The sequence below is a fragment of the Shewanella sp. 1180_01 genome, assembly GCF_052850535.1.
Map to the genome: position 1 here is coordinate 21,558 of NZ_VXCT01000043.1, position 21,690 is coordinate 43,247.

The 21,690-nt window shown below is 43.6% G+C and carries 22 protein-coding genes; 13 read left to right on the top strand and 9 right to left on the bottom strand.

What is annotated here, in order from left to right:
* The first annotated feature begins 8 nt into the window (after window positions 1–8).
* Together FW758_RS18170 and FW758_RS18175 are read left to right on the top strand one after the other, a co-directional pair.
* Window positions 9–1,037 (top strand): M14 family zinc carboxypeptidase, encoded by a 1,029-nt coding sequence (locus tag FW758_RS18170; RefSeq protein WP_446446126.1) that lies wholly within the window; start codon window positions 9–11, stop codon window positions 1,035–1,037.
* Window positions 1,034–1,975, top strand: a complete 942-nt coding sequence (locus FW758_RS18175) for an alpha/beta fold hydrolase (protein ID WP_446446127.1) — start codon at window positions 1,034–1,036, stop codon at window positions 1,973–1,975. The genes FW758_RS18170 and FW758_RS18175 overlap by 4 nt, the downstream gene beginning before the upstream one ends.
* Window positions 1,976–1,979: 4 nt before the next feature.
* Here FW758_RS18175 and FW758_RS18180 read toward each other — a convergent pair whose 3' ends face one another.
* The gene (locus FW758_RS18180) at window positions 1,980–2,387 is read right to left on the bottom strand and encodes a YccF domain-containing protein (RefSeq protein ID WP_006086172.1); all 408 of its coding nucleotides are present in this window, start codon (window positions 2,385–2,387) and stop codon (window positions 1,980–1,982) included.
* 285 nt (window positions 2,388–2,672) lie between these two features.
* Between FW758_RS18180 and FW758_RS18185 the strand changes: the two genes are divergently transcribed.
* On the top strand, window positions 2,673–3,677 hold the full coding sequence (locus tag FW758_RS18185; protein WP_446446128.1) for a 1-aminocyclopropane-1-carboxylate deaminase/D-cysteine desulfhydrase: 1,005 nt from the start codon (window positions 2,673–2,675) through the stop codon (window positions 3,675–3,677).
* A 105-nt stretch (window positions 3,678–3,782) separates the two neighbouring features.
* Here FW758_RS18185 and FW758_RS18190 read toward each other — a convergent pair whose 3' ends face one another.
* From FW758_RS18190 to FW758_RS18210, 5 genes are all read right to left on the bottom strand, one after another.
* On the bottom strand, window positions 3,783–4,010 hold the full coding sequence (locus FW758_RS18190; RefSeq protein WP_446446129.1) for a hypothetical protein: 228 nt from the start codon (window positions 4,008–4,010) through the stop codon (window positions 3,783–3,785).
* A gap of 300 nt (window positions 4,011–4,310) precedes the next feature.
* The gene (locus FW758_RS18195; RefSeq protein WP_006082106.1) at window positions 4,311–4,484 is read right to left on the bottom strand and encodes a hypothetical protein; all 174 of its coding nucleotides are present in this window, start codon (window positions 4,482–4,484) and stop codon (window positions 4,311–4,313) included.
* A gap of 822 nt (window positions 4,485–5,306) precedes the next feature.
* The gene (locus FW758_RS18200; protein WP_446446130.1) at window positions 5,307–6,041 is read right to left on the bottom strand and encodes a ChrR family anti-sigma-E factor; all 735 of its coding nucleotides are present in this window, start codon (window positions 6,039–6,041) and stop codon (window positions 5,307–5,309) included.
* Entirely contained in the window at window positions 6,034–6,696 is a 663-nt protein-coding gene (locus tag FW758_RS18205) for a sigma-70 family RNA polymerase sigma factor (RefSeq protein ID WP_006086176.1), read from the bottom strand. Before FW758_RS18205 ends, FW758_RS18200 begins: the two co-directional genes overlap by 8 nt.
* A 145-nt stretch (window positions 6,697–6,841) precedes the next feature.
* Entirely contained in the window at window positions 6,842–7,393 is a 552-nt protein-coding gene (locus FW758_RS18210) for an LON peptidase substrate-binding domain-containing protein (protein ID WP_446446131.1), read from the bottom strand.
* 101 nt (window positions 7,394–7,494) lie between these two features.
* Here FW758_RS18210 and FW758_RS18215 point away from each other — a divergent pair, with 101 nt between their 5' ends.
* Window positions 7,495–8,109, top strand: coding sequence for a class I SAM-dependent methyltransferase (locus tag FW758_RS18215; RefSeq protein WP_259567757.1), 615 nt, complete (start codon window positions 7,495–7,497; stop codon window positions 8,107–8,109).
* Between the two features lie 315 nt (window positions 8,110–8,424).
* Entirely contained in the window at window positions 8,425–9,369 is a 945-nt protein-coding gene (locus FW758_RS18220) for a chemotaxis protein CheV (RefSeq protein ID WP_012089505.1), read from the top strand.
* Between the two features lie 183 nt (window positions 9,370–9,552).
* Here the strand turns inward: FW758_RS18220 and FW758_RS18225 are convergent, their stop codons facing one another.
* Together FW758_RS18225 and FW758_RS18230 are read right to left on the bottom strand one after the other, a co-directional pair.
* Window positions 9,553–10,194, bottom strand: coding sequence for a hypothetical protein (locus tag FW758_RS18225; RefSeq protein ID WP_446446132.1), 642 nt, complete (start codon window positions 10,192–10,194; stop codon window positions 9,553–9,555).
* A 51-nt stretch (window positions 10,195–10,245) separates the two neighbouring features.
* Window positions 10,246–10,605: a DUF2750 domain-containing protein gene (locus FW758_RS18230; RefSeq protein WP_006082098.1), complete on the bottom strand. Its 360-nt coding sequence runs from the start codon at window positions 10,603–10,605 to the stop codon at window positions 10,246–10,248.
* A gap of 253 nt (window positions 10,606–10,858) precedes the next feature.
* Here FW758_RS18230 and FW758_RS18235 point away from each other — a divergent pair, with 253 nt between their 5' ends.
* The 3 genes from FW758_RS18235 (at window position 10,859) to FW758_RS18245 (ending at window position 12,986) form a co-directional block, all read left to right on the top strand.
* Window positions 10,859–10,993 (top strand): hypothetical protein, encoded by a 135-nt coding sequence (locus FW758_RS18235; protein WP_259212633.1) that lies wholly within the window; start codon window positions 10,859–10,861, stop codon window positions 10,991–10,993.
* A gap of 43 nt (window positions 10,994–11,036) precedes the next feature.
* Complete coding sequence (locus FW758_RS18240) at window positions 11,037–12,353, top strand: lytic murein transglycosylase (RefSeq protein ID WP_446446133.1); 1,317 nt, start codon at window positions 11,037–11,039, stop codon at window positions 12,351–12,353.
* A gap of 144 nt (window positions 12,354–12,497) precedes the next feature.
* A complete protein-coding gene (locus FW758_RS18245) occupies window positions 12,498–12,986 on the top strand; it encodes an FKBP-type peptidyl-prolyl cis-trans isomerase (RefSeq protein ID WP_006082096.1) in 489 nt (162 codons plus the stop codon).
* Window positions 12,987–13,219: 233 nt separating this feature from the next.
* Here FW758_RS18245 and FW758_RS18250 read toward each other — a convergent pair whose 3' ends face one another.
* Window positions 13,220–15,163, bottom strand: a complete 1,944-nt coding sequence (locus tag FW758_RS18250) for a M1 family metallopeptidase (protein WP_446446134.1) — start codon at window positions 15,161–15,163, stop codon at window positions 13,220–13,222.
* Between the two features lie 252 nt (window positions 15,164–15,415).
* Here FW758_RS18250 and FW758_RS18255 point away from each other — a divergent pair, with 252 nt between their 5' ends.
* From FW758_RS18255 to FW758_RS18275, 5 genes are all read left to right on the top strand, one after another.
* On the top strand, window positions 15,416–15,643 hold the full coding sequence (locus tag FW758_RS18255) for a DUF3389 family protein (protein WP_446446139.1): 228 nt from the start codon (window positions 15,416–15,418) through the stop codon (window positions 15,641–15,643).
* A 99-nt stretch (window positions 15,644–15,742) separates the two neighbouring features.
* Window positions 15,743–16,414, top strand: a complete 672-nt coding sequence (locus FW758_RS18260) for an alpha/beta hydrolase (protein WP_446446135.1) — start codon at window positions 15,743–15,745, stop codon at window positions 16,412–16,414.
* Window positions 16,415–16,777: 363 nt separating this feature from the next.
* Complete coding sequence (ushA, locus tag FW758_RS18265; RefSeq protein WP_446446136.1) at window positions 16,778–18,532, top strand: bifunctional UDP-sugar hydrolase/5'-nucleotidase UshA; 1,755 nt, start codon at window positions 16,778–16,780, stop codon at window positions 18,530–18,532.
* 335 nt (window positions 18,533–18,867) lie between these two features.
* Window positions 18,868–19,791, top strand: a complete 924-nt coding sequence (locus FW758_RS18270) for an IS5 family transposase (RefSeq protein WP_446446137.1) — start codon at window positions 18,868–18,870, stop codon at window positions 19,789–19,791.
* 589 nt (window positions 19,792–20,380) lie between these two features.
* Window positions 20,381–21,690: TonB-dependent receptor plug domain-containing protein (locus FW758_RS18275; protein ID WP_446446138.1), on the top strand; the 1,310-nt coding region annotated here is incomplete at its 3' end.

Consider the following 21,690-nt stretch of genomic DNA (forward strand, 5'->3'; position numbering starts at 1 on the left):
AAGGTGACATGAATAAACTTCCCTTTGAGTTAGATACGCTGCAACAACTCATTGATACTCATCATCTTAAGTTGCAGTATCAAATTCTTGCCGACATTCCATTTCGTCATGAACATTTTCCTCTCTACAGTGTTGAACTGGGTGGAGGAGATAAGCCCTGTCCGACAGTACTCTTTGTGGGCGGCGTGCATGGGGTTGAACGTATTGGCTCTCAAGTCATCTTGGCATTGCTGAACAGTTTGTTGCAGCGGCTGGTGTGGGATAAACATCTACAACAGATGTTAACGGGCGTGCGGCTAGCTTTTGTGCCTGTGGTGAATCCCGTTGGTTTATTTATGGGAACGCGGGGCAATGGCAATCAAGTGGATTTGATGCGTAACGCCCCGATAGAATCTAGCGAAAAAGTCTCTTTTATGGTCGGAGGGCAGCGGATATCGTCGCGGCTACCATGGTATCGCGGCATGGGGGGAATGGAGCTTGAAACTACTGGCTTAGTTGCTTATGTACAGCAATTGCTGAGCCGCAGCACCAGTTTAATTTCCCTCGATGCTCACTCAGGCTTTGGCTTGAGTGATCATATTTGGTTCCCCTACGCCCATACGCGTACCGCCTTCGAAAATGCCAATTATATTCTTCATCTAAAACAATTGTTTGAACAAAGTTATCCTCATCATGGCCATTATAGGCTCGCACCCCAGAGTCAGTTTTATCGCACCCATGGGGATATTTGGGATTACCTCTATCGCCAACATCAAGTTGCCGATCCCCATGCTCAGGTACCGTTTCTGCCTTTGACATTAGAGATGGGATCCTGGGCTTGGATAAAGAAAAATCCCAGACAAATATTTAATTTTGCAGGTTTTTTCAATCCGCAGAAAACACATCGTCACCACAGAATTTTACGCAGGCACACAGTGCTGATGCAATTTATGATGGAAGCGGCCTACGCCCAATCGTTAGAGCAGTTAACGCCTGAACGCTTGACTGAACTTACTGAGTGCGCGCTGCAGTATTGGTATCGGGAGCCACAGTCATGACAACTTGGGTGTTATTGCGGGGATTAATGCGTGATCAACGCCACTGGAATGGCTTCGATCAGCGACTGCGACAAAAGGGGCTGCGAGTACTGACTCCTGACTTGCTGGGCAATGGAACGCTATCAACCGAGGCCAGTCCGCTTAAGATTGCTGACTATGCCCATGCAGTGTGGCAGCAATTGGATGAGCAGGTACAAGAAGGAGAAGCCATTTACCTTCTCGGTTTGTCTATGGGCGGTATGTTAGCGCTGGAAATGGCGCGTCAGCGACCTTGGCAGATAAGGCATGTATTTGTACTAAACAGCAGTGCGGCAAATTTATCTGCTTGGTATCAAAGATTTAATCCACTGAATGCATTGAAGGCGTTTTTCTTGCGGGCTCGAGGTAAAGCCTTACATCCCATCGAGTCGACGATAGTGCGTTTAACCAGTTTTCGCCATCGGCGAGACTGCAGTTTAATTGCCGAATGGAGTGAATTTCGCCGCCAATCGTCGCCAACTATTCGTAACGCCTGGCGGCAACTGTGGGCGGCTTTTCAATATCAGTGTCCATTGACCGTGGAAGTGCCGATAAGTGTACTCTGTGGCGACCGTGATGCTTTGGTGAGCATGGCATCGAGCAAAGCCTTGGCACAGCACTTTCACACGGATTTGATTGTATTAGCTTATTGCGGCCATGATGCGGCCATTGATGCCCCTGCAAAACTGGCACATTATCTGTTGGCAATTGTGGCGCCGACTAAGCCGCAAACTGAGGTCCAAGAGGATGATGAACCTGCCCATGCTCAATATGCCCATACTCAATATAATTGCAACGATTTACTGGAGGAAGAAATGGCCTTTAACGAGGCGATATTTTCAGTGTGGGATGAAAAAGCGCTATCCACTCTCCACAGTAAATCATCGGCAATGAACAGCGCTAAGCCGGTTAACTCATAATCGATTAGGCTTTAGCCACAACGGTTTGGCCTATCGGTGTTAGGCTGAGTAATGCCAGTTTAAGATGCTGTATTCCAAAGGGAATACCGATAATAGTCACAAAACAGGCTAAGGCATGGACCAGGTGGCCTATGGCTAACCAGATCCCAAACAGCAAGAACCAAATAATATTTCCCACCATGCCTAGGGCACCCGTACCTAAATCATCACGACCGGTTAAGTGACGACGGCTGATTTGTTCTTGGCCAAAGGGCCAGAAGGTCATTTCACCGATAACAAAGCAGGCGCGGCCAAAGGGAATACCAATAATGCTGATAAAACACAGGATACCTGCGAGCCACCAAGCGAGTCCCATCACAAATCCACCGAGCACAAACCAAGCGATGTTGAATATTAAGCGTAATACTGCCATTGAAAACTCCTTATGTTACTTTTTTAGCCTTTATCGTTAGCTGTAATGAATGCTGTTAGCTTTGATAAACTGAATATATACCAATGACTAAGCGAGAAACGTGCCAATTATTTTATTTTCAAAAATCAATATCTTACATCCGCCTGTTTAAGCTTTATTTGTGATTTTCACTAATTCTTCGCTAAATTGCTAATTTCTTAAGAGCAGAAGGGCAAAGGCGCAGTTACACTATCCATTCCATCCAATGGCTTAAAAGCCCGAGTTTTTTATCGTTTGAGTACCTTGATGTTTGCAAATTCCCCCGTCGATATTTTTGCCTTTGCAGGGCGAGACATTTTTCTAAAACGTGATGATTTATTGCATCCAGCGTTTAGCGGTAATAAAGCGCGCAAATTCGGCTATTTTTTAAATCATGATTTTGCAGGCATCAACAAGGTGATAGGTCATGGTTCACCCTTAGCAAACTCTTTGTATTCCCTATCGACATTAGCCAAGATGAAAGGCTGGCAGTGTGACTTTTATGTTGACCATATTGCCAGTCAAATTGTTAAGCATCCCACGGGGAATTACGCTGCTGCATTGGAAAATGGTGTCAATATTATCGATTTAAGTGAGTTAATGGCGCAAAAGCAGGCGTTCACTCCGTCACAAGGTGAACCTCAGGTTTTATCAGGCCTTAATGCTAATTTTGAGCCTACTCTGCAAACGGTTAGTGCGCGACTGAGTTGCCAAGAGTATATCGAGACTCAGGTACTCGCGAATGAGCCGACGGCGCTTTTTATCCCAGAGGGCGGGCGTTGTTCCTACGCTGAATACGGGGTAAATGTATTAGCGCAAGAAATAGTGCAATTTGCGCAGGCGAATGATTTAGTCGATTTAACGGTATTTTTACCGTCGGGGACGGGGACGACGGCGTTATTTTTAAATCAGTACTTTATTCGTCAACAAACGGCGATTCGCGTTGTGACTTGCGCTGTGGTGGGCGGCGATGATTATTTACGTTTGCAATTCTCTATGCTTAATCCAAATACTCTCGAGCATCCACAGATAGTGAATGTCGGCAAAAAATATCACTTTGGTAAACTCTACCCAGAATTTTATGCCATGTGGCAGCGCGTTTGTGCCTCAGGGATTCAGTTTGAACTACTCTACGATCCCTTAGGCTTTATTGTGCTTGAGGATTACTTACAGCGTAGTGAATTAGGTCATGTGATGTATTTGCATCAAGGCGGAATATTAGGGAATGAGACCATGTTGCCGCGTTATCAGCGTAAGTTTGCTGGAGTATAAGACTTTTCAAAGAATAGTAATATAACCAGCGCAATAGATTAAGACTGCATTTTTAAGACGGCAGATGGTTTCTTAAGATAGTAGATGGTTTCGCTTAAGGATTTTCTAGGTACGTTGGCCTATATTCTCGAGATTTTTTAAATCTTTTAGGCTAGGTATTACATCGCTAAACTGCCAATAGCTGATTTCAGCATCTAACATTTCCAGCATTTTTTTCGAACAACCTAAACATTGTCCTTGGCACAGTTGAGCTTCCGCTAGATTGAGCGGAATTGTCGCTTTGATCTGGCTTATCAAGCTTTGCATGGCGATTTGGGTATTGGGTTTTGGCATAGATGAGGTGCTGAACAGTATTCATAGGGATAAATATTAGCGGATGCTGCAGTGGAAGTAGGTGATCTAAGCTGGATTTGACTCATTTGGTTCGGCAGGTATCTGTGTGAGAGAGATACAGCCTGAACCAAATGTGTTCGTCATGATGACGTAAAAAAGGATAGCGTGTTCGTGACATTCGGCTATCAGTTTACTTAAGTGCTCGGTACTGCGAAGAGAATGGAAACCGATTAAATACACTTGAGCAAACGGGGTATTACAGTACTTATTTCTAACTTATCGTCTAATTTATTTTTTGACTTATTTGTTTGCGGACAATAACCATTTCATAAAGCTGATGGCTTCTGTACGTTTTGAAAAAGTCTGTCTGTTTTTACCTTGACGATCGGTAAAAGCAATTGAGGTTTTATTTACTGAGATTGAATCTACAGGGAAGTTCACTGTAATTTCATGTCCATTAATTTTGTATGACATATGCCACACTCCTTTTTGTTAATTCACCCATAGGTGAGATAGTTGTAACTATAAAATATCCTTAGCAATTTGCGAAAGATTCGTTCTATTGAGTATCGAGGTTACCCCATCTTTGATTCATTAATCAAGAGATGCTTAATCGATAAATAATACATGCTGTCGATTATGCCAATGGACTAACTTGATTCTGCCAGTTGACCATAGCTTAATGACAATACTATGACAGTGTGGAGAACAGTAAGTTCACAGACATAACCACATGATTTTAGTGGTATCGAATGCTTGAGCTTATGGGGTTTTGCTTGTAGTAGGCTTTCTTTATGAGGACCGAACTCTGATTGCTAATGATCAGGCTGGTTTTAAAAAGGTAAACAACAAGGTGTTTCTCAAAACGACGTGCAGTATATCAATAAAAATAGCTTATGCAAGTTTAATTTTTATTCAATGTGATTATTTGTTGATTGATGTTGAATTAACGTGAATTTTTTCTGGCTATTCATTTGATTTAAAGCATAAAGCTTGGCATAGATCATGTTCTTATTTTGTATTTGGCGGTAATGCTGAGTGTCCATATTGCGGCTTTTTAGGCGAAAAAGATGTGGCTACTGTTAGCCAATTGAATTAAAAATTCTAGCAAACTGAATAAAAAACTCACGCGAATAGAATAAAAAATCCCACTGAAATAGGTTATTTCAATGGGATTAATGGCTGTCATTTAGTAACTGAAAATTTAGTAATTGAAGATTCAGTAACTGAAAAATTAGTAACGGACTCATTTAAAAAACGGTGTAAATAAGTCATATTAAAGCACTGGCTACAGGCTTAATAAATCAGTTCACCTATGGGGTTAAGCAGCTTGCTTAGGCCTTTGGTAAAATGCAGCGGCGCATCTAACACTGTGTAGCATAAGCAACCGTCAACGGTTTTAGGTGAGTGGTGATGTTGGCTATCGAGCACAATAAAATCACCTGGCACATAGTCACCGTTAAGATCCGAAAACGCTCCCGCTAACAATAGGGTTAACTCATAGCCCTTATGGGTATGTTGGGGGATTTCACCTTGCGCATCTATGTGCAATAAGCTCGCGCGGGTGTTCATTTCATCCACATCAAAACGCATACGACTGACTTTGCCTAAGATTTGCCAAGGACGGGCCAAATGCTGGCGAAACACCGATGGCACTGTGTAATGCTGTTGTTTTACTTGAACATCCAGAGGAGCATTATTAGGCACATCCGTTGCCGCAGGCTGGGCCATGATTTGCGCCAGCATAGCGTCAATATCCATCACTGGTACATTAGTCGCTTGAGTGTTTTCAGCATCAATATGCGCAGTGTGAATCGACTCTTGGTCTGTATTATTTGCAGCATGAGCATGAGCATGAGCGCCATCTGGATTTAATGCTGAATTGGCGGCTTGCTCGGTTAACAGGGCAAGTTGCTCACGACACGTCTCACATAACGCGCAATGCGCTGATACCGCGATGGCCATCGATAAAGGTAAGACCCCGTTCGCATGGCTCACGAGTAATTCTTGTTGGGGATGATGCTTAATCATTGTGTGTCTCCAAGAAACTTTTCAACTTTTCTAGCCCGAGTCTTAATCGTGACTTTATGGTGCCTATTGGCACCTTGAGGGCATCGGCTAGCTCTTGTTGAGTGAGTTCTTGCATGTAGATACCTTGCACGACTTGTCGTTGCGCTAGGGGAAGGGCATCAAGATGTTGGAGGAGTTTCGCCGTCAATTTATGATCAGTGAGTGTGTCTTGAGCCATGGTCGCATCGCACAGCGGCCAAATATCATCGCCAAAGGTATCTTCTTTATTGTGTTGTACTCGTCTCAGCATATCGAAACACTGATTACGCATTATGGTAAACACCCAAGTTGTCACTGAGCCTTTCTCTGCATTGTACAGATGGGCCTTAGTCCACACGCTGGTCATGGTTTCTTGAACTAAATCCATGGCTAAGCCTTGTTGATTCAGTCTTTGTAAACCAAAGGCGCGGATCTTGGGCATAAAATGCTGGAATAAATGCCCAAAGGCGGCTCTGTCTCGTTTGTCTGCTACTTGTAGCATAAACGTGATCAAAGTATCCGCTTGAGGCTCGCAGGTTTTGAGAGCGGGAATGTCGTTATCCATAGCCGAATGAGTCAGAGACGTGATAGGGCCATGATACCGATTTTGCCTGCTTTGTGATTGAATATTTTCCATTATTTTCGCTCTTATCCCAGTCGTTAGTGCTGAGTTTGAGATCAGTAACGACAAAATTGAGAGGCTTGTTTCACTTCTGAGCCCAGTTTTACTGTCAAACTGTCAATCAATACGGAGTGGCTTATATAAAGGATCATTCACAGGATTATTTTATCACGGCCCGTAATAGGTCTCGGGTCATAATATGATCTAAGGTATTAATGCAGTTGTACTTTTCAGAGGCTTGCACGGGCAATATTTCTAGCCAGCGTTGGCAGACCCAAGCAATGTCTTCAAACTGTTCCGCTTGATAGTGCTTGAGATGTTGCGGATATTCCTTGAGGATGTTTTGTAACATTTGGCTCAAGTAACGCTCATCGGTCGCAATACGTGTCGCAGGCCAATTGACGATAAAGCTAACATCACCGCGCTTCAAGCCATCGTCTTCGACACTGATTTCATTAACTTTAAAGCGCTTTGAACCTTGAATGCTGATCCCTAATAGTCCATCGGGTAGGGTTTCAAAATCAATAATATGCACTAAGGTACCTATGGGCTGAATTGTTTTGCCATCCTCTTCGAGCATACATAAGCCAAAGCCTTCGCCTGACTTTAACGATTCGGCGACTAAACGCTTATATCTAGGTTCAAATACCCGCAGTTGTGTGTAACCTTCGGGCAATAAACAAATGGGTAGTGGAAAAAGAGGTAATTTCATCGTGGCCTCTGGTGAACTTATGTTCCTATCATTACGTACCATAGTGGCAGTTCGATCAGTAAAATTATTCAACAATAGTTTACCCATATTTAGAGGATGGCATGAAATTAAATCCATTTGAGAAAAAGCTCGTTCAGCATCCAATACGTTTTTGGCTACAAAATCATGTCGAAGCGCCTTTGCTTACGTCTATGATGCCTAAACCTATGGCTCGCTGCGAGCGTGCATTAGAAATCGGTTGTGGGTTTGGTAATGGTATTCAGTTGATCCGCGAGCATTTTGGCGCAGGACATATCACGGCCGTGGATATCGACCCTGAAATGGTCGCAGCGGCGCAATCTCGCTGGCAAGCTCGGCCACAAGGTTTGAAAGGGCTGAGTTTCTCGGTTGCCGACGCCTCTTGTCTTCCCTTTGCCGATGGCGAGTTCGATATGGTGTTTGATTTTGCTGTATTCCACCATATTCCAGATTGGCAGGCGGCCATCAAGGACGTTGCCCGAGTACTGAAACCAAACGGTTACTTTGTGGTAGAGGATTTATATCGCGCTGCGATTTGTAATCCACTGAGTCGACGCCTATTTGAGCATCCACAGCAAAATCGCTTTAATCACCGCGAGTGGCTACTTGTGTTGCGTCAAGCGGGGTTTGAGATAGTCTGCGACAGAAATGCCTTGGATCTTGCGGGCATGGTGCTTGCCCAGAAAGTGCAGCGTTAGGTGGCAGCGCCGCTGACGCAAATTGAATGTTCGTTTTGAATGGATTGAATATTCGTGCTTTTGCTAATATTAACACTTATGCCGAAGCCAAATGTTTTGGCTATTTCGCCGCTTGAGCACCGACATGAGCCAGCAGCACCATTGATATTCGAGGTGGAGTAAACCAAGTTAGCGGCGTGATTTTGCGAGAGTGGTTGTAATTTTTAGATAAAATAGCACCTCGGCATGGTTCTTCATGGGAGTTTACCGCTATAATTTGAGCTAATCCGTCGCATGTGAGGAAAGGATTTTCCTCAAGAGTAGAGAAGCAGCATTATGGCAAACGTACTTGCAACCGTAGATCAGCGTACCAAACTCGTGGGTGAGAACCGCCTCGAGTTGTTGCTCTTTAGCATTAATTCCACGCAGTTATTTGCCATCAACGTCTTCAAAGTCAAAGAAGTGGTTAAGCTTCCTCCCCTTAATGCCATGCCTGGGAGTCATCCTCATATTTATGGTGTTGCTAATATTCGCGGTATTTCTATCCCTGTGATTGATTTACGTTCGGCGATTGGGTTTAAACCTGTGCCGCCAGATGATGATGCTAATATGATCATCACAGAATATAACCGCAGCGTGCAGGGCTTCTTAGTCGGCAAGGTTGAGCACATTATCAACATGACATGGAGTGACATCATGCCGCCGCCGAAAACGGCGGGGCGCAATAATTATCTGACGGCAATTACCCGCATCGAACATCAAGGCAAATCGCAATTAGTGTCGATTATCGACGTAGAGAAAGTACTGGCGGAGATCATTCACTACGATATTAGTTTATCTGAAGGTGTGCTCGATGAAACTTTAGTCCATGAAATGCCAGGCAGAAAAATCTTGATTGTGGACGATTCATCGACCGCAAGGCGTCAGGTGCGTGAAACCTTAAGCCAACTAGGTATAGAAATCATTGAAGCCTCGGATGGCTTGCAGGCGCTGACGTTATTACAGAAATGGCGTGATGAAGGTAAGCAAGTATCTAAAGAATTACTGATGATGATTACCGATGCCGAAATGCCCGAGATGGACGGCTACAAACTGACCTCTGAAGTTCGCGGTGATAAAGCTATGTCAGATCTATATATTACCTTGAATACTTCACTGAGCGGCAGTTTCAACCATGCCATGGTTGAGAAGGTGGGCTGTGATAAGTTTATTTCTAAGTTCCAGCCTGATTTGCTGGTGGAAGTGGTACAAGAAAGATTAAGACAAGTGATCAATCACTAAGCATCTTGAGATTCGAACTATCGGTGATTGACCTTGTGTTGGTCATCGGTAGGCTCAGCGCTTTTAATAATTGCTTTAAATGTGGCCTGTTTATATCAGACTTTTAATATCAGCCCTTCAATTGCAACCTTTCCATCGCTTCTGTGCAAATCCTACCAAATAACCTTTTTATTTTACGCTCGATTACGAGGCGAATTCGGCTTCTACATCTTGTAATACTTGGCATTTCATTTCTTTGGCGGCGGCAATATGGATGCGGGCGAGTCGTAGGGCGTAGTTGAATCTTGCTCGGCCGACGAGGCGTACCAGTTCGGCAAAAAACTGAGGATCTAAGGTGAATTGCGTCGAGTAGTACTGGATTGCAGCATTGACTGAGTTAAAGGTCACGCCATCAAATTCGAAACCTGCGTTATAACCTTGGTCGTCAATTTCTTCGCCTTCTAATACCAGTGGCCAGCCGGGTGCATTGATACGGTCGCGGGCAATCTGGTACATCATCCAAGCACTTTTCTTAAAGCCTTCAAACACTTTGCAGGAAAATTCAGACTCGGCAAGTTCTTCTTCGGTCCAATTAATCCCAATCGCGAGGTGTTTTGCATAAATGCGCATCAGTGCATCTTTGACGGCTATACGACAATCCCAAATTGAACTTAGGGTATGTTGTTTGGCTAATCGCAAACATTCACTGCAGGCGGGCACAGCTAATGAAGGATGTGGTGTATGTGTGTGGGCAATATATTCGAAGCGTTGATTGCTCGGTTCGCCGCAAAACCAACAGGTATGACGTTGGTCGAAGGGAATATCGATAAGCGGGATAGCAGACATCAAGGAATGAGCACCTCAGTCCTTGATGTCATTAATGGCATATTGAAGGGATTAAACTTCTTCAACATCAACCAAATCTTTTGCTAAAACAATTGGATCAAGTTCAAGGCAGTCTTCATCAGTCTGCCAATCCACACCGATCAATACACCATCGTCGTTGAGATCAGACACCCAATATTCCAGAAATTCTTCTAATGAAATAGCAACCGGTTGGTAGTCGTGCCATTCGTCGCTGCAATGGGATTTTGCAGTGGCTTCACTTGACCACAATGGCATCACATCTGTGTCTTCAAATTCTGAAGAGTCACAAACGACCCAGCCTTCGCCAGTTTCATCCATTAGACCCCAAAGCGTCTGATGTTGTTTTACATTTTTGATAAAGCCAGCCAAAGCCGCATTGATTTCAGTCATGATAGGTCTCTTTGATGTGTGCTGTTAACTTATCCATTATACGGTAACATGCTGCGATACCAAGGGATTCTTTGTTAAGATTTTTCTTGTGTTGGATAACTGAGCAATAAGCCGGTGCCACAAGGTATTTATGGTGATAAAGATTGTGTTACGTGTCGCTATGGGTCAGGATTATTGGCGATGATAAGCCTTGATGCAGTGTGCTTTACTGTTCAAGAGTGGCTCAGATAGAGGCTTTCCGTGGGGGAGAAACATGTCATCTATACCCTTGGCCGTTAAAGGTTTTTTTGTAGTAGAACCTTTAACTCGTTATGCCAAGGCGAATATCTCTCTAGGGCAATTTCCTCTCGAAGAAGGAAGATTGTCGTGTTTAGCCACAGCAGTGTGATTACTGTGTCATTATTGTGAAATCAAATATTGGAGTTGTTGATTTGATTAAAATTAAAGGGTTAACTTTTCTGTTTGCGAGTATTGCCGCCTGTGTCAGTCTGAGTGCCTGTTCCAGCGTGCCAGCGGCGAGTGCCAGTACTAAGGCAAGTACTAACGTAATCAGTAGCAACGCAAGTGGCATAGCTGCTGAAGCCACTCAAATGCCCGATATCAGTGCTAGCGTACAAGCAAATGCCGAGGCATTTCCGACTTGTGTGACTGGGCTACAAGCGCGGGCGCGCACTGAAGGGCTGTCAGAGGCGACGATTAACTCGACCATTGCAAATTTGAAATTTGTGCCTCGGGTGATTGAGCTCGATCAGCAACAACCTGAATTCAGCCAGACCTTCGATAATTATTTCAGTAAGCGCGCCACCGAATGGCGCGTCAATGAAGGCCGTCGCTTACTGAAAAAACACAGCGTTTTACTCAATCAACTAGCCAAAGAATATGGCGTGCCACCGCAATATGTCTTGTCTTTTTGGGGGCTTGAAACCAACTACGGTTCCTATAAAGGCAAGATGTCGGTATTGAATTCGCTCGCGACTTTGGCCTGTGAACCACGCCGTAGCAATTATTTCACCATAGAACTGATGCAAGCCTTAAAGCTGAAAGAAAAGTATCAGTTCGATGATGACACTATGGTGGGATCATGGGCTGGCGCCATGGGACACACGCAATTTATGCCGTCGGCCTATGCCAAATATGCCGTCGACGGTGACGGCGATGGTAAAGCCGATTTATGGAATAGCACCACTGACGCGCTGACTTCCGCCGCGAACTTTTTACAGCACTTAGGCTGGCAGCGAAATGAACGCTGGGGCCGTGAAGTCTTATTGCCAAAGGATTTTAGTTACAGCCATTTAGGGGCGAAACAGCCATTGGCCTTATCAGAGTGGGCCGCCCTTAATGTCACGCAAGCGAATGGCCAACCTTTGCCCGCCGTGGATATTCAAGCCGCGCTGTATTTGCCAGCAGGCCATACGGGGCCTGCCTTTTTAGGTTATGAAAACTTTAACGTGATTATGCGTTGGAATCGTTCTGAGTATTATGCCATTACAGTTGGACATCTTGCCGATCGCATTAATGGGGGGTTACCTTTGACAGTGAGCCCGCCAGAACAGCCACGCTTAAGTCGTGAGCAAGTTAAGCAATTGCAAGCAAAACTGAATGAGGCCGGATTTGATGTTGGCAAGCCAGATGGCGTGTTAGGGCGTAACTCTGTGGCAGGATTGCAAGCCTTTCAACGGAGCAAACAGATGATTGCCGATGGCTTCCCAAGCCCAGAGGTGTTTAGCGCTTTAGGACTATCACTGTAGCCACTGTCACTGTCGTTACTGTAGCCAAAGAGCGCTCGCTGCGGGTTTTGAGCGCTTTTAGGCCGGATAAAAAAGTGGAGTGAAAAGCTCAGTTTTGTTAAGCTCGGCCCACAATTGAAATCGAAGAAAATCAAAGGATATTCGATGAGCATTAAAGACGATATGGTTGTGCAGTTTAACTACACACTGCGTGACGAGAAAGGCGAAGTAATTGAGACGAACGAAGGTCGCGATCCGATTGCCTATTTACACGGTCATGACAATATGATGCCAGGTGTAGAAAACGCCATTAATGGTAAAGCCATAGGTGAAAAATTCACTGTGACTTTACCTGCTGCCGAAACCTACGGTGAGCGCGTAGCGGATGCTGATGCGCACCAACGTGTGTCGGTTAAGCACTTATTGGGCGCGACTGCGTGGAAACCGGGTATGACTGCTGTGGTTAATACTGACCAAGGTCAACGCCAAGTGACTATCGTTAAAGTGGGTAAGTTTATGGCGACTGTGGATGTAAACCATCCATTAGCGGGCCGCGAACTGACATTTGATATCGAAGTCGTTGGTGCTCGTGACGCGAGTGATGAAGAAATCGCCCACGGCCATGCCCATGGCGCTGGTGGTCATCACCACTAATTTTTATGCTTCGGGTTCAGCTTCGAACTAGGCTTTTATCTGACTCAATGTGAGATGAATATAAGTTCAGAATAAGTTGAATGAGTCGAGGCAGAAGATTGAATAGCAAAAGCCCAAACCTAGGTTTGGGCTTTTTTGTTTTTATGGTGCTAATGGCTTAATGATTAGCGCAACCGCTAATGGCACTTAACACTAATAATGGCACTTCATCTCGCTAATGGCTCTTTATCTGGCTAATGGCTATGTTCATGCTCGAGTGGTTTGTCGGCAAACATCATATCTAGGCTTGATTGGGTTTGTGGATGATAACCGCTGCGAGCCTTGAGATAGACACTCTTGGCCCAGTCGTATTGATCTGTGCTTGCAAGCTTTTGATATAACGGCACGATTAAGCGCATGCGACCAATATGGGTCAAGTGCTGTTTTAATGCGGGTAGTACCGCGTAATAGCCGTTGTCTAGGGCGAGTGAATACCATGTAAAAGCGATTTCACTGTTGCCTGTGCCCGTAAAATGGAACGCCTTATCCAGCTCGGCAAGCTTGGCTTGGTCTAGATTGACTCTTGGCATTTCATTGATAAACCTTAACCACTGGTGCACTGTCCAAGTACTGGTTTTCAACTCGCTTGCGCTAAGTTTTCCGTCAAGCCAAGTTTGTCTTTGGGCATCGATATCATCGAAGGCGTGGGAATTGGGCGGCACTAAAAATGACGGCAAACCTTGACCTTCAATCCAAGTATCCACTTCGGCCTCACTGACAACATTGGGATATTTGTTTAATAGATTCAAAGATAAATACTCACGGAACTGCGCTGTGGTAATGCTTTGAAATGCAAAATGATTGAAGTAGCTTTTCACAAAAGCATCGAAGCGCTCGCGGCCAAATTTCTGCTCTAAAAAGATTAAAAACAACTGGCCTTTAACATAAGGGACACCGCTAAAGGCTTCGTCGGGTGAGCGCTTACCGAGATCTATATGCAACACTGAATCGCCAGGCGTGAGTTCTGCAAGCTCGGCAAGCAGCTCAGAATAGCCGATGGTTTGCTCCATCAGCGCTCGGTCGCGGCCGTAGAGATCTTCCATGATGCGGTTCTCTACATAGGTCGTAAAACCTTCATTAAGCCAGAGATCGCGCCAAGTGGCGTTGGTCACCAAGTTACCCGACCACGAGTGAGCAAGTTCGTGGGCAATCAGACTCACTAAACTTTTGTCACCCGCGATCACTGTTGGCGTAATAAACGAAAGCCGTGGATTTTCCATCCCGCCGAAGGGGAAGCTTGGCGGAAAAATAAGCAAGTCATAACGTCCCCAACGGTAATCGCCGTAACGTTTAGCGGCGATTTTGATCATCTCCGGCGTGTCGGCAAATTCCTTGTTGGCTTTGTCGAGGATTTCTGGCTCAGCCCAAATGCCCGAGATGTTATCTAAAGGGGCGAACTTTAAATGCCCGGCTGCAATGGCGATTAAATAAGCTGGGATCGCCTGCGGCATAGTGAATTGGGTCTGCGTGCTCGACAGGGTTTTACGATCGGCACTCATGACCACAGTAATGGTTTTATCGGCAGTAATCGTTGCGCTATAGGTTTGGCGCACGGCTGGGGTATCTTGCAGTGGGATCCAGCTGCGAGCATGAATCGCCTGACTCTGACTGAACATAAAAGGTAACTGTTTACCTTGGGTTTGCTCAGGAGTTAACCATTGAATACCGGATGGATTATTCGACGTGTGGTACTTTATTTTAACTTTTTGGGTATCTTCATCGGCCAGTTTGATGGTCAGTGCCGCGCCTTTTACAGCGTCCGCTTTGGCTAAGGTAAAGGGCACGCTTTGCCATTTCCCATTTCTATTCAAAGCACTCACACTGTTAATCGTCAGATCTCGGGTATCTAAGATGAGTTCCTTCCCCAGTTTATGCCAAGCTAAATCGAGGGTGGCTTCACCGGATAAGCGGTTTTGCTTAAAATCGACGGCAAGTGCTAGCTCCACATGACTCACGCTGACTTCAATGTAATTGGCATAGGTCAGTGCATCTAGGTTCTGCTGCGTCTGTGCTTGTACAACAGTGGCAGTCGGCTCAGTAGTTAACGTATTAGGAGCGCTATTGGCATCAGTGCTAGGAAGGAGTTGCAGCGCAAAAAGTAGGGCACTGCTCAGGACGTTACGGCGAAGTGAAAGCATTATTTAACAGCCTAATGATAAAGTATTTTGGTTCGAGTTTGGGCCGATAACAGCATCAATGCTGCTTGGTTTTCTATCGGCTCTATCTATATAGGGCAAAAGTTTACCTGATAATCCACTGGATTTGTTATCTCACTGTTAGCTCAAATGTAATCAAACTTTAATGGCTCGTATGCCGGCAAGGAAATGCCATCGGTAAAAGACCACAAGTTTGCTATGATGTCGGCGTTTTCACATAGGGCGGTTATCAAAATGGTGTTAGTTTTTTCGCAGGGTAAGTTAATCGTCACTGAGTTCGAAGTGCAAGTGCGGCTCAATGTTGCCAGTATCGTGCTGCAAGCGAGTGCTGAGGATATCGGTTTGAGACGTCAGCCACCTATGTTAATCGCCGATGGTGGCGGTGTGCGTTGGAGCTTAGTGTTGGACTCAAATGCCCAGTTACGTGCGATTCAAGATGTGCTGGGAATGGACGCGGAATAAAGTACGCCTGCATAGTGCATAGTGCATAGTGGTTAACTTATAGATTTATCATCAGTTTTTAGTTGATGAGTGTTTAATATCGAATTGGGAATTTTTAGAATGTCAGTTTTTCTTGAGCGTATTGTCGTTGAACCTAAGACGCCTGCTACCGCCGTGGTCATTTGGTTACATGGATTAGGGGATTCGGGTGCCGGATTTGCCCCCGTAGTGCCTGCATTAGGTTTGCCTGCCGATCATGCTATCCGGTTTATTTTCCCCCATGCACCGGAGCAAGCCGTGACCATCAATGGCGGCTATGTGATGCGCGCTTGGTACGATATTAAAAGCATGGATTTGCACGACAGAGCTGATATGCAAGGCGTGCTTGAGTCGGAGAAAAGGGTTGCTGCATTAATTAATGAACAAATCGCGGCGGGTATTGCGAGCCAACGTATCGTATTAGCAGGATTCAGTCAGGGCGGAGTCATGAGTTTATTCTCTGGACTGCGTTTCCCCGAGCAACTTGCAGGGATTATGGCACTGTCTTGCTATTTACCGACGGGCGATGTATTACCCGCTGAATTAAGCGCAGCGAATCGCAATACACCCATATTACAGCAACACGGTCTTCAAGATGATGTAGTGCCATTATCCGCTGGAACATTAGCCAAAGAAGCCTTAATTACGGGCGGTTATAATGTGGTGTGGCAGACTTATCCTATGCCGCATTCAGTGATCCCTGCGCAGTTAAAAGAGATTTCTAAGTGGTTATTACAGCGATTTGAAATGTAGAGAAGTCTAATTGCTGATAAAAACGGCATGCGGTAAATTGAAAATTGCCCATGCTTGTTTTTTTATGGGAACAATCACTGTTATCTGTAATATTTTCTAAGTCATTTATACTTAACGATTTAAATTAATTTATTTCATTTTTATTTTTAATTCTCTAAATATATATAAATCAGTCATTCAGCTTATTTTTTATATGAAACAAATCTGTCTTAAAGCGCCCGCGAATTCCCCTATAAATGTCAAGTTTTTAATAAAAATGACACAATTTATCTTTATTCTTTGTTATTATCCGTGACGCTGAACTTGATGGAGTTCACGGCAATCTTTCTATGATAAAATAATTAAAATCAAGGGGTTGATGTAATGAGATATATGCTTATTAAAGGACTAGTTGCAACTGCTGTTGTCGCTGCGCTTACGGGTTGTAATAATAGTGATGATGATAAAGTCCCAACAACGTGTGCTGAAGCGGGAAGCGCTTGCACAACATTTACCGTTTTACACACCAATGATAACCACGGCCGCTTCTGGCAGAGTGAGTATGGTGAATATGGTATGGCAGCTCGTAAAACGCTAATTGATCAGATCCGTGATGAAGTTGAATCACGTGGTAGTCAAGTATTACTCCTGTCTGGTGGTGATATCAATACCGGAGTCCCTGAGTCAGATATGCAAGATGCTGTACCAGATTTTATTGGTATGAACCTGATTGGTTATGATGCGATGGCAGTGGGAAATCATGAATTTGATAATCCATTAGATATTGTTGAAATGCAGAGGAAACTTGCTGATTTCCCTATGTTAGCCGCTAACATATACGATAAAGTTTCAGGGAAACGCTATTTTGATCCTTATAAAGTTTTTCATATAAATGGATTACGTATAGCCGTTATTGGTCTCACTACTGTAGACACCGCTAAAATCGGTAATCCAGAGTATTTGACTAACCTTGAATTTACCGATCCTCAAGTTGAAATCAAGAAAGTGATAAAAGAAATTAAAGATGCAAAAGCTGCTGATTTAATTTTTGCCACAACACATATGGGACATTATGCTAATGCAGCAAGTGGAAGTAATGCGCCAGGAGATGTCTCGCTAGCAAGAGCACTTAATGAAGGTGATTTACAAGCGATCATTGGTGGACATTCACAAAATCCTGTGTGCATGGAACCAGGTAATGAATCTTATGCAGCATTTAACCGTGGCGACGAGTGTAAGCCTGATCAGCAAAAAGGTACTTACATTATGCAGGCCCATGAATGGGGCAAATATGTAGGTCGTGCCGATTTTGAATATTTTAATGGTGAGTTGCATTTAGCAAGTTACAAATTAGTGCCAGTCAATTTAATGGTTTTAGATGCATATGGTACTCCTGCACTTGCAGTTAAAGGCGACAAAAAATCTACAACATTAGTACCAGGTACATCACAAATTGATGAAGATATCGGAGTGTTACAAGTCCTAAGACCTTATCAGGAGAAAGGACAAGCGTTATTAGATGTTATCATTGGTAATACGGATGGAATGTTAGTTGGAGAGCGAAACATTGTTCGTTTTGAACAGACTAATCTTGGCCATTTATTAGCTAGAGCTCAAAGCCAATATAAACTAGTTAACAGTGACTTTGGTATCATGAATTCTGGTGGTGTAAGAGCATCTATTCCGGCAGGAAACATTACATATCGTGATGTACTAACAGTCCAGCCATTTGGCAACATGGTTGCTAAAGCTAAGATGAAAGGCTCAGATATTACGAAATACTTAAACACTGTTGCAACAATCAGTGTTGATAGTGGCGGATATGCTCAATTCGACGGTATTAAGATGGCCGTTGATTGTGATGCAAAAAAAGTCACTGTAAACGATATCAATGGTAAAGGGTTTAGTGACAATGAAGAATATACATTCTCAATCTCTACATTTAGTGCCGCTGGTGGAGACAAATATCCAGTGATCAGTGCGACATCTATTGAGGTTGCTGATGCTTTAGTTTTGCGAGACTTTATTGAAACTAAAACAGATATCAAGGTTGCTGACTTTAATCCTGTTGCTGGTGATATAACTTATACATCAGCTGGTGGCGAAGTTAAAGGTTGTCCTGCTGCTCCTAAGTTGTAATATAAGGCTTAGATAACATTTATGTAAATGTGCTCACCAGTTGATTTTATTATCAACTGGTGTTTTTATTTAAGCATCTAAATTAATTTATCGCCATTATTTAGTCTGAGTCGTCAGAATATTTTTAATGTTAAGATTACTCTGATTTAGTGGTTTTAGCATAATTTAGTGATTCCTTGATAATTGAAACTTTTATTTGTGAGCTTATTTATCTAGGAGTTAGTACGGCACAGTATATAGTGATGTCTCAGGAATGGCTTTGTTTCCTAAATAACTGGAACTAAAACCGTAGCCGCAGATCTGATCGGCATAGCCTATCAACTTACCCATCAACCGTGTCAAAACCTCGCTATAAAACAACCAACTGGAAGCAATACAACCAAGCCTTAATCAACCGCGGTTCACTTACCTTCTGGATTGATGAGGATGCAATTGCTAAGTGGAAAGCCAAGGTCGAGCAGCCCAAGAAAGGTCGCCCTCGAGTGTTTTGCGACTTAGCCATTACCACTGCGTTGATGGTTAAGCGTATTTTCTCTATGCCACTGAGAGCCTTACAGGGCTTTATCAATTCGGTGTTTAAACTGGGTGACATCCCATTATCTTGCCCGCATTACACCTGCATCAGTAAACGCGTGAAAACGGTCAATATTGCTTTTAAAACCAAGACTCGCGGCGCCATTGAGCACTTAGCTATCGACTCAACAGGCTTGAAGGTCTATGGCGAAGGTGAGTGGAAAGTGAAGAAACATGGCACAGATGGAAAGCGCAGAGTGTGGCGTAAACTGCATATTGCCGTAGATACACATAGCCATGAAATTATTGCAGCTGAACTCAGTTTATCAGGTGTCACAGACGCTGAAGTGATGCCGAATTTACTTAAGCAAACCCATCGAAAAATCCGCAATATCTCGGGTGATGGTGCTTACGACACGAAAGCCTGTCACGAAGCCGTTCGTCGAAAATGCGCTTTAGTGCTCATTCCACCTAGGGAAGGTGCTGCGCTATGGGAACAAGGGCATCCACGAAACTTAGCCGTCAGTTGGCAACAGCTTCATGGCTCAAATAAGCAGTGGAAAAAACGGTATGGTTATCATCGCCGTTCAATCTCAGAAACCGCCATATACAGGATAAAACAACTGCTAGGAGGCACGTTAAGCATGCGGAATTATAACGCTCAGGTGGGAGAAACTTACGCGATGATTAGGGCTTTGAACAAGCTTACTGGGCTAGGTATGCCTGAAACCCACTATGTAGCTTGATATTTGAACAATGATGAGAGTTTTGTTCGCTGACTCGATTTAGGAAACAAAGCCTATTCTTTCTTGAAAGAGAAACAAGCGATTAAAGCTGCTGACTACAGTCCGATAGGCGATATCGTTTATGAAAACTCAAACAGTGTTGAAGGTTGTCAACTTTAAGTAATCAATCATTACTCAGTGTTTAAATATAAATGCCATTCAATGGAGTGGCATTTTTATGGCTAATTAATATTGAATTAAGTGTAATTTAATGTTCAGGGGCCTATCAATGATACATATTGATTTATTTGTGACACTAAACTTGGTTGTGCTATTTTTGGTAACAAATAAGTTTTATTGTATCAGGTTATTTTTTTAATATATTTAACCAACCCAAACTCCTTAAGTCCATGATGCGTATTAATTTTCCTATGTCTAAATTTAGTGCTTTATGTTTTTACTTTGTATCAATTTGTTTTATTCATGAATTAACTTTTTAATGGTTGACTTAAATGTTGCACATTAACATTATCCCTACAGCGAAATAGAGTTCGCTAGCTAAATATAAAAATAACAAACATAAGATTTTATTTACCTCAAGGAGAGATTAATGCGCTATTTAAGTTTAACGGCCAAAGCCGTTCGTGCTAGTTTAATTACAGTGGCGACAAGCAGTGTGGTTTTTTCGGGATTAGGCTTTTCTGCAATGGGAAATGCAGCAGAAGAAAATACGAAAGTTGAACGCATTGAAGTGACGGGTTCTCGTATTAAACAAGTTGATATGGAAACTGTTTCACCCGTGACAGTCATTAATGCCGCGGATATTGCTATGACGGGGGAAAAGACCGTTGCTGACGTATTGAATAACTCTGCGATAAACAGTTTTGGTTCTTGGCGTGGTATTTCAGGTTATGGATCTGGTGCAAGCTCTACCAGCAATGTCAATTTACGCGGTTTAGGATCGTCTGCGACCTTAGTGTTATTAGACGGACGCCGTATGCCAGGGACAAGCTCGAGCTCTGGCTCAGTGGCGGATACATCTTCTATCCCTATGGCTATCGTGGAGCGTATTGAAATCCTGCGGGATGGCGCTTCAGCAGTCTATGGTTCCGATGCGGTTGCGGGCGTGATAAACATTATCACTAAGAAAGAGTTTGAAGGTTTTCAGCTTGATTACAGTACAGAGCAACCAAGCGTAGAAGGGGGCGATGCTAACCGTTTATCGCTTGCAACTGGCTTTAATACAGATAAAGGCAATATCACTCTCACCTATGAATATTATGATACAAAAGCGGTAATGGACCGTGATATTTGGCGAATGGATGACTCAAGTTATAACGCCTATAGCGGATATAGCTCAGTACCAAATGGTAAATATGGACCAGGCAATGGTAGCTGGTATAGTAATTCAGATATATGTGAAAAAACGGAAAATACCATAGACTCAGGTGATGGTCGTTGTTTATATAATCATGGTAATGTCACTAAGCTATTTGGCGATCAAACTCGTAATTCGCTGTTATCTAATTTCTCCTATGAGATTTCAGAAAATATAAAATTCCGAGGCCGAGCTTCTGCTTCATTAGCTGAAACTGAAACCCGTTATGCCGGTACGCCAGTATCAACTAATACCCCTGTGATGAGTGCCGATAATAAGTACAACCCAGTTGGCGAAGAATTAGTGATTTCTATGCGAGGCGCACAACTTGGCGAGCGAGATACATTAACTGAAACCAACAATTTTGATATTCTTGGTGGCTTTGTTGGCACAATAGATTCCGGTAATGGTATCGACTGGGAATTAAATGCCCAGCATGCGACCTCAACAACAAACAGTTTTAACTACAATTTACTGAATGACAATATTATTCAGCAAGAAATAGATTCAGAGCAATATGATATTTTCAATACCTCTGGAAT